Annotated in this window: 14 protein-coding genes; 10 read left to right on the top strand and 4 right to left on the bottom strand. The window is 29.1% G+C overall.

The window, feature by feature from the left end; translation table 11 throughout:
- Positions 1-246 precede the first annotated feature (246 nt).
- From P3X86_RS13565 to P3X86_RS13550, 4 genes are all read left to right on the top strand, one after another.
- Positions 247-1,347, top strand: coding sequence for a GerAB/ArcD/ProY family transporter (locus P3X86_RS13565; RefSeq protein WP_483293238.1), 1,101 nt, complete (start codon positions 247-249; stop codon positions 1,345-1,347).
- An 11-nt stretch (positions 1,348-1,358) separates the two neighbouring features.
- Complete coding sequence (locus P3X86_RS13560; protein WP_483293237.1) at positions 1,359-2,459, top strand: GerAB/ArcD/ProY family transporter; 1,101 nt, start codon at positions 1,359-1,361, stop codon at positions 2,457-2,459.
- 11 nt (positions 2,460-2,470) lie between these two features.
- Positions 2,471-3,565, top strand: a complete 1,095-nt coding sequence (locus tag P3X86_RS13555) for a GerAB/ArcD/ProY family transporter (protein WP_483293236.1) — start codon at positions 2,471-2,473, stop codon at positions 3,563-3,565.
- 192 nt (positions 3,566-3,757) lie between these two features.
- Positions 3,758-4,852, top strand: coding sequence for a GerAB/ArcD/ProY family transporter (locus P3X86_RS13550; RefSeq protein ID WP_483293235.1), 1,095 nt, complete (start codon positions 3,758-3,760; stop codon positions 4,850-4,852).
- On the opposite strand, the gene P3X86_RS13545 is transcribed toward P3X86_RS13550, so the two are convergent.
- Positions 4,842-5,765, bottom strand: coding sequence for an NAD(P)-binding protein (locus tag P3X86_RS13545; RefSeq protein ID WP_483293234.1), 924 nt, complete (start codon positions 5,763-5,765; stop codon positions 4,842-4,844). The two genes, P3X86_RS13550 and P3X86_RS13545, sit on opposite strands and share 11 nt — an antisense overlap.
- 151 nt (positions 5,766-5,916) lie before the next feature.
- Between P3X86_RS13545 and P3X86_RS13540 the strand changes: the two genes are divergently transcribed.
- The 6 genes from P3X86_RS13540 to P3X86_RS13515 all read left to right on the top strand — a co-directional run bounded on the left by P3X86_RS13540 (position 5,917) and on the right by P3X86_RS13515 (position 10,052).
- A complete protein-coding gene (locus tag P3X86_RS13540) occupies positions 5,917-6,117 on the top strand; it encodes a hypothetical protein (protein WP_483293233.1) in 201 nt (66 codons plus the stop codon).
- A 10-nt stretch (positions 6,118-6,127) separates the two neighbouring features.
- Positions 6,128-6,346, top strand: coding sequence for a hypothetical protein (locus P3X86_RS13535; RefSeq protein WP_483293232.1), 219 nt, complete (start codon positions 6,128-6,130; stop codon positions 6,344-6,346).
- Between the two features lie 16 nt (positions 6,347-6,362).
- A complete protein-coding gene (locus P3X86_RS13530; RefSeq protein ID WP_483293231.1) occupies positions 6,363-6,824 on the top strand; it encodes a hypothetical protein in 462 nt (153 codons plus the stop codon).
- 100 nt (positions 6,825-6,924) lie between these two features.
- A complete protein-coding gene (locus tag P3X86_RS13525) occupies positions 6,925-8,013 on the top strand; it encodes an NAD(P)/FAD-dependent oxidoreductase (protein WP_483293230.1) in 1,089 nt (362 codons plus the stop codon).
- 115 nt (positions 8,014-8,128) lie between these two features.
- Positions 8,129-9,505 (top strand): RsmF rRNA methyltransferase first C-terminal domain-containing protein, encoded by a 1,377-nt coding sequence (locus tag P3X86_RS13520; protein ID WP_483293229.1) that lies wholly within the window; start codon positions 8,129-8,131, stop codon positions 9,503-9,505.
- A gap of 25 nt (positions 9,506-9,530) precedes the next feature.
- The gene (locus P3X86_RS13515; protein WP_483293228.1) at positions 9,531-10,052 is read left to right on the top strand and encodes a peptidylprolyl isomerase; all 522 of its coding nucleotides are present in this window, start codon (positions 9,531-9,533) and stop codon (positions 10,050-10,052) included.
- Between the two features lie 257 nt (positions 10,053-10,309).
- On the opposite strand, the gene P3X86_RS13510 is transcribed toward P3X86_RS13515, so the two are convergent.
- The 3 genes from P3X86_RS13510 to P3X86_RS13500 form a co-directional block, all read right to left on the bottom strand.
- On the bottom strand, positions 10,310-11,026 hold the full coding sequence (locus P3X86_RS13510) for a flavodoxin family protein (RefSeq protein WP_483293227.1): 717 nt from the start codon (positions 11,024-11,026) through the stop codon (positions 10,310-10,312).
- 58 nt (positions 11,027-11,084) lie between these two features.
- The gene (locus tag P3X86_RS13505) at positions 11,085-11,945 is read right to left on the bottom strand and encodes a helix-turn-helix domain-containing protein (RefSeq protein ID WP_483293226.1); all 861 of its coding nucleotides are present in this window, start codon (positions 11,943-11,945) and stop codon (positions 11,085-11,087) included.
- 251 nt (positions 11,946-12,196) lie between these two features.
- Entirely contained in the window at positions 12,197-14,023 is a 1,827-nt protein-coding gene (locus tag P3X86_RS13500) for an ABC transporter ATP-binding protein (protein ID WP_483293225.1), read from the bottom strand.
- Positions 14,024-14,033 lie beyond the last annotated feature (10 nt).

Genomic DNA, 14,033 nt, shown 5'->3' with positions numbered 1-14,033 from the left:
TCCTACAAGCAACTGCTATTAACTAATGAATTTTAAACCGCTTAGTGGAAAAGTATCGTAACTTTAGGAAGAGTTCTTTTGTAGATTTTCCTTCCTACTATATTATTAGAAAATATATAATAGTCATACAACATTCTATTATACAAGAGCTTTTTTGCTTGGCTAGTGTTACTTTGTTGCAATGTAAGTTATTATGTGTGATTATCCACATAGATTAATTGTTGTATTATTGATAAGGAGAAACTTATGAACGAAAATAGTCTATCTGAAAGCCAAGCTACAAGAATGTTAATACTTTTCTTTTTAGGGAGTTCATTAGCATTACATAATGCTTCACCTGCAAAGCAGGATAATTGGTTGGCGATATTAATTGCTACTTTTCTAGCTCTACCATTATTATATATGTTTAGTTATACGTTAACTAGTATTACTAATGCTAAAACATATTTTGATGTACATAAATATGTATATGGGCGTTATCTCGGTAGTTTAATAAATATTTCATACGTAGTATCTGGTTTCTTCTTAGGTGCCACTATTACTAGAGAATATGGTGAATATTTAATAACAACATCTATGCCCCAAACTCCGTTGATAATACCACTTATAATAATGATCTTGCTAGGCGCTTGGATTGTTAAAGAAGGCATAACCATTTTAGGTAGATGGTGCAATTTATTCTTTTTTATTAATGCTCCTTTACCAACTATTATTTTCTTATTGACAATACCTTTAATTAATGTTGAAAATATACTACCCATTATGTATAACGGTGTACGTCCTGTTATTGAAGGTTCAATTGTCGGACTGGAACTCCCTTTTAGTGAAGCAATAATGATATTTACTATTATTTTTACTCTACCTTCTAAAAAATCATATTATAAAGTTTTTACTAAATCTATACTTATTAGTGGCATCACACTTGCAGGGGTAACTCTAATTCAAATCATGGTATTAGGTTTTGATTTATACATGCTATCATACTTTCCTTCTCACGATGTGGTAAGTAATATTTCTTTGGGTAAATTTGTAGAAAGACTCGAAATAATAATGTTAATTGCAACTACTACTGCAGGTTTTGTAAAGGTATGCATAGGTTTATTCTCTGCAACAAATGGCATAGCAAATATGTTAAAAATTGAAAACCACAAACTAATAGTTATTCCTTGTAGCTTATTGGTCATAAATTTATCTTATTTTATAAATTCTAGTATAATCGATTTAATGGATATGTACTTTCTTTACTGGAAATACTATATTTTAGTTATTTGCATATTTATTCCTACTACAACATTTTTGATTTTGCTATTTAAGATAAAAATACTTAAGAAAAAACCTATTATATAGGGAGGTGTATTATGAACGAAAATAGTATATCTGATATCCATGCTACTCGTATGCTTATCTTATTCTTATTAGGTAGCTCTCTAGCATTACACAATGCAACTGATGCGGGTAGAAATAATTGGATAGCAGTTTTTATAGCAATGATTTTCTCTATTTTTTTATTCTACATTTATTCATATATGCTTAATCTTATTAAAGATGCTACTAATTTTTATGATTTACATACATTTGTTTATGGAAAGTATATAGGTATTATTATAAACATACTTTATATGAGTTTTCCTTTATATCTGGGAGCTACTATAATTAGAGAATATGGAGAATACTCTCGAACTGTATCTTTACTTAGAACCCCTTTAGTAGTACCACTAATTTTCATGGGCATACTATGTATTTGGATAGTTAAGTGTGGCCTTAAAACTCTAGGCAGATGGAGTAACCTATTCTTTTTTATTGATGCTCCTCTCCCAACAATACTATTTATTCTTACTATTCCTCTGTTAAACATTGAAAATATACTACCTGTACTTTATAACGGAATAAAACCTATCCTTAAAGGGACATTTTATTCAACATCTGTACCTTTTGGAGAAGGAATCGTATTTTTGTTAACCAGTATTACTTTATCATCAAAAAGTTCTCACAAGAAAGTGTTTAGAAATTCAATTATTATTAGTGGTCTGACTTTAGCAGGTGTTTGTTTGATAGAAATATTAATACTTGGATACGATATGTATGATCTATCATTATTCCCTGCTCAAACAGTAGCAAAAAAAATAAGTATAGGAACATTTATAGAAAGGTTAGAACTCTTGGTTCTTATATCTACTACAACAGCCGCATTTGTAAAAGTGAGTCTTTGTTTATTTGCTACTGTGTATGGTATCTCTTATATTTTTAATATAAAAAATACCAAATTGTTAGCTTTTCCTTGTGGGTTTTTAATGATAGCGTTAAGCTATATTCTACATGATAATATACTAGATTTAATGGATATGTATTTAAATTATAAATCATATTATTCTGCATTTTTTTGTTTGGTTATACCTTCTATAACTCTTATAATATTACTTTTTAAGGTATATATCCTCAAAAAGAAAACTATGGCTTAGTGAGGTAGGACATGGGCAAAAACTATTTATCAAACAGTCACACTACGCGTATGTTAATTTTATTCTTCTTAGGAAGTTCCTTAGCTTATAATAATGCTTTATCTGCTGGTCAAGATAACTGGTTGTCCATTGTGATTGCTACATTTTTAGCCCTACCATTATTTTATATGTATAGTTTTATGAAAACTAAAACTAATGCTAGGCACATTTATGATATTAACAGATATGCTTTTGGTAAATATTTAGGAACTTTATTAAATATATTTTTTATTTATTCAAGTCTGCAATTGAGTGCTACTATTAATAGATCTTATATTGAATATCTAGTAACTACATCTATGCGTCAAACACCAATAATTGTACCCTTAATTATTATGGGATTTCTTGCAGCTTGGGGTGCAAAATCGGGAATAGTCACTTTAAGTAAATGGGGTAATTTCTTTTTCTTTGTTAATGCTCCGTTACCAATTATTGTATTCATATTAATTATACCTTTACTCAATATCGACAATATTCTTCCAGTAATGTACAACGGTATAACTCCAGTAATCAAAGGTTCGTTATATTCTCTAGCAATACCTTTTGCTGAAGTTCTAATATTTTTTACAATAACTTTTGAATTACAATCAAATAAATCCTATTATAAAATTTTTACACGTTCTATTTTAATTAGTGGATTAACTCTAGCAGGTGTAACTTTCTTGCAAATTTTAGTCATGGGATTTAAGTTATATGAATTATCTCATTTTCCATCTTACTCTGTAGCTAGCAAAATATCTGTTGGTACAGCCATAGAAAGGGTAGAAATTTTAATGCTAATAGCTACGTCTACTGCTGGCTATATACAAATTTGCATAGGGCTCTTAGGGGCATCTATTGGCATTAGCAAATTATTCAACCTTAAAGACTACAAATCAATAGTTACACCTTGTTGTCTATTAATGATAAATTTATCTTTTTTCATATATGGTCATATGTTGAGTTTAATTGATATGTATGCCTACTGGGTATACTATATATTCTTACTTTGCTTAGTAATACCATTTACCTCTTTTATCATAATATTATTTAAAACAACAATACTAAAAAAAAGGTCTATTGAGTAGCAAGGTGTATTATGAACGAAAACAGTATATCTGATAATTTTCATAGGCATGCTGTGTACTTGGATAGTAAGATATAGTTTTAAAACTACTGGTAGAAACGATAACAAAGAAAATAAAGATAGGATTGTTTTTAGAAAAACTAGAACTTTTAAAATCCTTTTTAAAAAACTATAGTTAAGTGAGTTGAGTAGTATGGGTAAAAACTATTTATCAGACAGTCACACTACACGTATGTTAATTTTATTCTTCTTAGGAAGTTCATTAGCTTATAATAATGCTTTATCTGCTGGTCAAGATAACTGGTTATCCATTGTAATTGCTACATTTTTAGCTCTACCATTGTTTTATATGTATAGCTTTATGAAAATTAAAATTAATGCTAGGCATATTTATGATATTAACAGATATACTTTTGGTAAATATTTAGGAACTTTCTTTAATATTTTTTTTATTATTTCAGGTCTGTTTTTGAGCGCTGCTATTAATAGATCTTATGGGGAATATCTAATAACTATCTCTATGCCTCAAACTCCAATAATTGTACCTTTAATTATTATGGCATTGCTCGCAGCTTGGGGAGCAAAATCAGGAATAGTTGCTTTAAGTAAATGGGGTAATTTCTTTTTCTTTATTAATGCTCCTTTACCTACTATTGTATTCATATTTATTATACCGTTTATTAATATTGACAATATTCTTCCAATAATGTACAACGGTATAACTCCAGTAATCAAAGGCTCGTTATATTCTCTAGCATTACCTTTTGCTGAAATTCTGATGTTTTTCACAATTACCTTCCAGTTACAATCAAATAAATCCTATTATAAGATTTTCACAAAATCTATACTTGTTAGTGGATTGACTTTAGCTGGTGTAACTTTGCTACAAATATTGGTTATGGGGTTTAAGTTATATGATATATCATTCTTTCCAACTCACGCTCTAGCCAGTAAAATATCTATTGGTGCATTCATAGAAAGGGTAGAGATTACTATGCTAATAGCTACGTCAACTGCTGGTTATGTACAAATATGTATAGGCCTCTTAGGTGCAACTGTTGGTATATGTGATTTATTTAAACTTAATGGACATGAAGTAATAGTTATGCCCTGTTGTTTATTAATGATAAACGTTTCTTATTTTCTGTATGATAACCTTATTGATTTAGTAGATATGTATGTTAATTATTGGAAATATTATATTTACTTTATCTGCCTAGTAATACCATTTGCCTCTTTTATAATATTATTGTTTAAAACAAAGATACTTAAAAAAACTAATATCTAAAATCATGATTCCCTACTACCTTTGGCATTGGTATAATACCACTACATTTTATTATATTTCTCATTAGCGTATTGTAGTTTTTATTTTCTATCATAGCTCTTGCTGCTAATATGCCACTTTCTACAGTTCTTTTTAATCCATTTCCTACAAATGATTCGTATAATCCTACAGTTTTACCTACTAATAACACATTGTCTATCCTTGGAGAGCTAACTTTTCCTAGCCTTAAAAATACATCACTTGATAAGATGATTTGAAAATTATTATTTATTTTTCTTATAAATCTCTGCCATATGAATTCAAACTCTAATTTTGATTTACTGTTAACGATTAAGAAGATTGTTGCATGTTTATTTGAATATGGTATTAAGTATCCATAACAGTTACTAAAAACAGCTTTATCATACCAAATAATCAATGAGTTTTTATTGAACTTTCCCACTACATCACTTATTCTTATGCTAGTATTTGCAAATGGCTCGTAAATGTTGTTTTCTAATGGAAATATATTCGTATCCCCAGCATTAACAACGTAGTCAAAATCCTTTTTACTTTGACTAACATCCAAGTGCTTTCCATAGTTTATTTTGCATTTTAACTTTTTGAATATCTGATTTTCTATAGAGTTAGTTCCTATACCTTGTTTATATATATACCCATATCTACCTTTTGATGTTTTTTCTTTATCACAACCCAATGTTGTTATTGAGTTCAATTTATTTAGAGGAGCAAGCTCAATATCATATTTATCTTTTATATAGTTCACTTCTTTACGTGTACAAAATAACGGAGACTCCATATTTCCGCCTACTACAAATTTTTTTTCGTAAATTACTGGTTCGAATCCAAGTCTTTCACATTCTAATGCACAAGATAAACCTGCTATATTTGTTCCTACTATACATATTTTCATGATACCTCTCCTTATATGTGTTCTTTATATGAATAATTTAGGTTTATTTATATAAAAATAATATTTACTTAATAAAGATATTTTATTTATTAGAATAAAAAATCTTTTTTAACAAAAAATATGGTAAAGAAAAACACTAGGAGGATTGTATATGGAAAAAGAAACTATTTTACTCAATTCTGTTTTAACCAAATCTATAAAAAGAGAACAACTCCTAAAGAAAAAATTAGTTCTCTATTACAAGACTACAGATAAACCTGAAGTAAGGCTGTTGATTAAAAAGCTGTTACAGAAATCTAATCAAAATATACATCTAATAGATGAACTATCTAAAAAATTAATTAGGATATGAGGTGAAAATATTGGACGATATAAGTATTGTACATGATTTGTTATTGAATAAGCAACAGTTGCAATCATTCTATAACTATCAAGCAATAAATGCAATCAATCCTAAGTTAAAATGTTTGTTATGCTTGCTAAGAGATAATTGTTCTAATGACATTATTGCTATCCAGACTACCAAAGAAAGACTTGCATCTCAATCTAACATATTGATAAGATTGTTTAAAAATATATAAAAGGATAGTGAAAATTATGGAGTATGTATTATTATTTATTTTTAATTGGATAGTTTTTTTTATATTGATAGATTATAAAAAACTTAAGATAAATATGCTAGCTGGTTTTTTTGCTATTATAATGGTAATTTTGGTTGACTACCCAAACATAGTTTTAAAAAACCTATATTATTTACACAATCCAGTTATAAAAGTGCTTGGCTCTTCTTTCTTTTTCTTGTTTGGGCCTGTTTTTGTTATTAGTACACTAGTTGCGCAAAATCATCCTAGAAATAAGAATCTGATAATATTACACGTGTTTGTTATCGCTACGTTGTATTCATTTTGTGAATATGTTCTTCTTAAAAAAGGCTCTTTAGTATACGTAGATTGGAGTTTTTACGATAGCTTAAAAATTAATTATAGCGCAGTAATAATTATCAGTTGGTTTAATATGCTAGTTTTAGATCCCTTAAAAAACGAGAGGAGCAAGTCATGAATTTATTTACTTACATAATATTATTATTAATTATAGGTGTATTAGTTATCTCATGGTTTAAAATCGTAATCTTTCTAGACAATAACTAGGGGTGATAAAATTGAAAATTGCAATAATTGGTGCTGGAATTTCAGGTTTGACCTGCGCATATCAATTAGAACAGTATAAAGGTATTGAAATAGATATATATGAAAAGAATTCATACATTGGAGATCAATATAATCACGTAACTGCAGTAATGAATATTTTCCATAGACCATATGGTGACTTAATTGAGTACTTAAAAGAACATTTAAATCTTAAAATAAAACCTTTGCATGAAATGAAAAAAGTAGTGCACCATTCACCAAATAATCAAAAAATAGTAACTGGCAAACTTGGATACTTTTTTTTAAGGGGTCGAGTAGAAACCTCATTAAAAAATCAATTATTAAATCACTTAAAAAGAAGTAATATAAAATTCAATACCTTTGGTGATTATGTGACTCTTAAAGAAAAGTATGACTATGTAATAATTGCTGATGGAGATATTAATTTTACTAAAGAGCTTGGTTGCTATCAAGAATGGATAAGCCCTGTACTCATTGGTGTAACAGTATATGGTAATTTCGATGAAAATACTCTAATGGTATGGTTTAATAGAAAATATACCAATGAAGGATATGCATATCTGACTCCATTTAATAAAAATAAGGCTTTTGTTGGCTTAGTTATAACAAATGTAAAAAAACATGAAGCTAATCAGTATCTTAAAACTTTTTTAGAGATGGAAGATATAAACCATGTTCTAGATGAAGCTTTTATCTTAGAACATAGAACTGGTTATGTATACCCTCATGCTCTAAATAATATATATTTCGTTGGGAGTGCAGCAGGTGGTATTGATCCTTTTCTTGGATTTGGTCAATTAAACTCCTTTATAACTGGAGCGAAAGCTGCTAAAGCAATAGCGCTTCATAAAAATTATGAAAATTTGATCAGAAGTCAAATTAATCTGAATATTAACCTATTTGAATATAGGTATTTATTTAATAAAGCATATAACAACAACTATAATGAGCTTATAAATATTATAACTACTCCTGGCATAAAACATTTACTATATAATAGCAGCTTTGATTTTGTTAAATACAGCGGGAAATTACTCCGCTTTAAAAGAAATCTATTTCAGCATATGAAATTTAAATAAAAACCTTATGGATATCAATAAGATATCCATTTTCTTTATTAAAAACCTTGAAATTATAACACTTTATATATATCATTATATATGCACACTATATATTTAACTTAGGAGAAAATATATGAATTTACCAAAACAATTTGAATATAAAATGAAATCATTACTAAAAGATGAATATGATGATTTTATTGAGTCCTTTAATGCAAAATCATATAAAGGAGTTCGTGTCAATACATCTAAGATAACTCATGAGTCTTTCATCAAAGCTTATAATTACACACTAAGACAAATCCCTTGGTGTGAAGACGGATACTACGTTGATTGTGAAAAAGGTGCTAAATTGGGTAAACACCCTTATCATCACTGTGGGTTATATTACATACAAGAGCCTAGCGCTATGATACCTGTAGAGGTATTGTCTGTATCTAGTAATGATAAAATACTTGATATTTGTGCTGCCCCAGGAGGTAAATCAACTCAAATAGCCAACAAACTTAACGGCACTGGTCTATTAGTAACTAATGACATCAGTCCTAAGAGAGTTAAATCATTAGCAAAAAATATTAAGATAATGGGCTTTACAAACTGTATAGTTCTTAATGAAAAACCTGAAAATCTAAGCAATAACTTTGTAGGATATTTTGATAAGATACTTGTAGATGCTCCTTGTTCTGGAGAAGGTATGTTTAAAAGAGACGCTGTCTCTATAAAAAAATGGAGTGAAAATTCATGCTACGAATATAGTGATATGCAAAAATCCATACTAAAATATGTGCCTAAAATGCTTAAAGAAGGAGGAAGTATTGTATACTCTACCTGTACCTTTTCTCCTGAAGAAAACGAAGGAACTATTGATTGGTTCTTAAAAGAATTTCCTGAATTTTATGTAGATAAAATAAACAACATGAATATGCTAGATAGTGGACAACCTGAGTGGATAAATGCAGATGATTCACTAAAATATGCAAAAAGGGCTTTACCCCATAAAATTGAAGGAGATGGACATTTTGTAGTATTATTAAAGAAACAAACATCAAACTCAATAATGCATTACAAGGAACAACCCTCTAATGCAGATAGTAATATTGTTGAAGGATTTTTGAAATTTCAAGAGAATTTTCTTAATAAAAAGCTAAATGGTAAATTTGTATCTAAGCAATCAAAGTTATATTTATTACCAAAAGAAACTCCTGTTCTAAGTAATCTAAAAGTAGAATACATGGGACTCTTGCTAGGTGAATATAAAAATAATAATTTTATTCCTAGTAACGAATTAATATTGAATCTCACCACCACAGATTTAAAGCAATATATAAATTTAGATTCAAATGATATCAATGCTATAAAATATCTTAAAGGAGAAACTCTTATATCCCCTAAAGATTATAACTATAATAAATGGACTGGAATATTTATTGACAGCCATCCTGCAGGATGGGTAAAAGCCTCTGGCTCAATACTAAAAAATTGCTACAATAAATCTTGGAGAATGCAGTAAAAATATAATAAAAGGAGTGTATTAAATGAGTAAAAACCCTATAGTAACTATAACAATGGAAAATGGTGATATAATAAAAGCAGAATTATATCCACACATAGCACCAAATACTGTGAATAACTTTATATCACTAATCAATCATAATTTCTATGACGGTATTATATTTCACAGAGTTATAAAGAACTTTATGATTCAAGGTGGTTGCCCAGATGGCACTGGTATGGGTGGCCCAGGATATGGTATAAAAGGAGAATTCACAAACAACGGATTTACTAACAATCTAAAGCACGAAAAAGGTGTATTATCAATGGCTAGAACAAACGACCCTAATTCAGCTGGCTCTCAATTCTTTATAATGCATAAAAATTCTCCACATCTTGATAAAAGCTATGCTTCTTTTGGTAGAGTTATTGAAGGTTTAGATGTTATTGATGCTATTGCAGAATCTGAGACTGATTATTCTGATAAACCTTTAGAAGATAAGAAAATAAAGAAAATGGAAGTAGAACTTTTTGACTACGAGGCTGTAGAGCCTACTTTGGTTTAGATAATTAAAATAAAACTATAAAAAACATCATTCATACACAGCTTTTAAGCTAACAATATTTCTATGTTTGAATGGTGTATTTTAATGCTACAATTCAACCTCAGCTTCAAGCAACCAAACTGATTCATAGCATTATTACTTCAACTTCTAATAGTAATTATAGTTGATAATAGTTGCAGTTAATTGTATAATCTTTGTGATTTTATGTAAGAAAGGGCTATACACTAATTTTTAGTAAGTAGCCCTCATTATCTTACTTATCTATTGTTGATATTGCTATTATACACATCTATTGGTATTAATTCTTTATCTAATTCTTTTTGAATAGCATCAGTTATGATACCTTTACTTGCTATATCTCTTCCAGCTTGCCTTAACAATCTTTTATAATTTTCAATTATTGGCTTTAACTGCTCATTGCTTCCCATTGCTAATAGTGGCCCTTGCCCTCTAAATATCTTAGCTACAACCTCAGTGCTCATATTTCTAGCCATTCTGTCCATCATAAACTCTAATGCTTGAAATTGGCTCTGTTCGGCAAACCCTCCATTACATATAACTACAATTCTCGGGGCTTGTTTTCCTCCATGTCTTTCTTTAAATGAATCAAGATGTTTACTTTCATTGTTTTCATCTCTCTCAATAAAATATGATCCATATGCTATACACCTATCTAGAAAAACTTTTAACATACCAGATACATTATCAAAGTAAAGAGGAGTTGCTAGTATGAGAATATCCATGTCTTGAAAGTATGAAATAGCTTCATTCATATCATCATTAATTATACATTCATTTTTATTTACATACCAACAGTGTAAACATCCTTTACAGTGATTAATGTTCTTTTCTGATAAGGTATAGTTTACAACCTCTGCACCTTGCTCCATAGCTCCTTTTAAAACTTCATTAAGCATTATGTGAGTAGTACTCTTTTTACCTTTAGGACTTCCATTGTATGCAACAATTTTCATAGTCATAACCTCCTTTAATTATCTCTTTAAAGTATACGCCATGACTTAAAATCTTTCTTTACATATTTTGCGGTATATCTTTTATAGGTAAATAAATATTAGATATTTTATTTTCTTTATAGAATTCATCATATATTTGAATAAATGCTATATCAGATTCTTCTATTTCTATTTTGGATATATTTAACCATCTATACAAATCTTTCACTACAATATCTCCTATATGTAGTAAATCTCCTGAATATTTGAATTTTGCATATAGTTTTTTTGGTATTTTATATGTTTCCCATTTTGTTTTTTCTGTATCAAACATCAAATCAACACCCAAAAATGTGTGTATAAATTTGTTACTACCTTTTCCACCTTTGAAATAAATAGCAAAAGCATCGAATTTTTGCTCTTTTAAACCGCTAGTAAATTTTTGGGCTCTCTCATTAACTTTCTGCTGAATATCTTTATCCGTTAAATCAACATCAATATAAAACCCTGTCAATGAAATTTCTTTTTCTATAAAAGTAAAATCGATAACTATATCACTATTGAAGTTTTTCATAGTTCTCACCAATATATTTGGTACAGGAATTACACTTAACTGATTCTTTGTTTTTCTTACTTCTATCGGAGCTAATCCATATTGCGTTTTAAAAGCTCTAGCAAATGATGCTTGTGATGTAAATAATAATTTATAAGTAATATCAACAATTTTATCATTTGTTTCTAAAATATACTCAAGCGCTCTATTTAGTCTGCGTTGTTTAATATATTTGCTTAATGAACATCCTATTACAGCTGTAAATATCCTATGAAAATAGTATTTTGACATATAAAATCTTTTTGATAGTTTATTGAGATTTATCTCTTCTTCTAGATTGTTCTCTATATATTCTACCGTTTTATTAATTAAATCTATATAATCCATTAAATATATACCTCTTTCATCACTTAATATTCTAAAATTCTATATCTCTTCTTTGCGGCTTGATGAATCTAATAATTTTTATTTTCTATTATTATCTATTTCTTTACTTTTTAGTTATGCTTTTTTAAACGATATGATACGATTTTTAGTTGACATAATTAAATTTTATACTAAAATTTTAGTTCAAGGTTTTCTTGTAAAAAAAGAGCCGTGCACTAAATTGTTAGTGCAACAGCCTCTTTAGTATAACCTTATTTACTAAGCATCTTTATTCCTTCTTCATCTTTAAATTGATTAGTATAAAGTCTATAGTAATAACCTTTCCTTTTAATCAACTGGCTATGATTGCCTTCTTCTGTTACTTTTCCATTTCTGATTACTAATATTCTGTCTGCCGACCTTATTGTCGAAAGTCTATGTGCTATTATAAAACTTGTTCTTCCTTCTAAGACTTTATCAACTGCATCTTGAATTATTTTTTCTTTTTCAGTGTCTATTGAAGATGTTGCTTCATCTAGTACAAATATGCTTGGATTAGCTAATACTGCTCTTGCAAATGATATCAGCTGTTTTTCTCCTGTTGATAATCTACTTCCACTCTCTCCTACTTCTGAGTCGTAGCCTTTTTCCATCTTCATGATGAATTCATGTGCATTTACTAGTTTTGCTGCTTTTATTATCTCTATCTCGCTTGCATCTAGCTTAGCATATCTGATATTGTCCATTATACTTCCACTGAATAAGTGTGGCGTTTGAAGAACATATCCTAAGTTACTTTGTAACCACAAAAGAGGTCTTTTTGTGTAGTCTACTTCATCTATTAATATCCTACCTTTTGTAGGCTCATAGAATCTACATGCTAGATTCACTATTGTACTCTTACCTGAACCTGTTTCTCCTACAAGTGCTATTGTCTCTCCTGCTTTTATCTCTAGATTAAAGTCTTCTAATACCTTTTCTCCACCTTTGTATGCAAATGTTACATTTTCAAATTTTATATTACCCTTTATTTCTGGCCATTGGTTTTTATTTGAATCAAACATTTCTCCGTATTTCTTGATTATCTCTTCACTGTCCTCTATATCTATCTGTGTATCAAGCATTGAGAGTATACGTTCTACTGAAGCCTGTGCTGATTGCATTTCTGCAAATACATTTGCTAAGTTTCTAACTGGTTCAAAGAATAATACTGTATATGATATAAATGCTACTATTGTTCCATATTCAATTGCTCCGGACATTATACTTTCTCCACCAAACCAAAGTACTAGTGCTGTTCCTATATTTCCTAAAATAATCGCTGTAGGCATGTATAATGATGAGAATATAGCTGCTCTTACTGATGACTTTTTCATCTTTGCTGTTATTTCTCTATATTCGTTAAAGTTTCTTTCCTCTGTTACTAGTGTCTTCGTGGTCTTTGCTCCCATTATACCTTCGTTAACCGCACCTGTTATTCTTGAATTTATTTTTCTTACATTTCGATAGCTCTTAAGTATCTTGTCTTGAAAATACACGCTTACTATAAGCAGTATTGGTAATACTGATAATGCTATTAATGCAAGCTTTAAGTTTACATAAATCATTACAAATATTATCAGGGTCATCATGCTTAATCCCCATACCATATCTACTATACTCCAAGCAATTACATCACTTAACTTTTGTATGTCTGATGTCATCCTTGCCATTATCCATCCAACGGCAGTCTTGTCATAGTATGAAAATGATAGTTTTTGTAGCTTTTCAAAGCCACTCTTTCTAATCCTATAAGCTACTCCTGTCTCTATTTTACCTGCTGAAAATATGAACACGTATACATTTAGAACTTGCAATAATATTACTACTGCATATATGATTGCAAATTTACCTATACCATCAAGTGTTCTCTCTTTTATGAAATTATCTATTACATATTTGGTCATCAATGGAAGTGCTGCATCAATCGCCGCTACTAATAGCATCATAATAATAAGTATTACGACGTACTTTTTATATGGCTTTACGAATTTTGATAATTTCTTCCATGACTTCAAATTGAGCTTACTATTATAATCCTGTTCTTTAAAAGCACCCATCTAAATCACC

The sequence above is a fragment of the Abyssisolibacter sp. ZYX002 genome, assembly GCF_056892235.1.
Note: the sequence above shows the minus strand (reverse complement) of the source record. Positions and strands in the feature narration are given on the sequence as shown.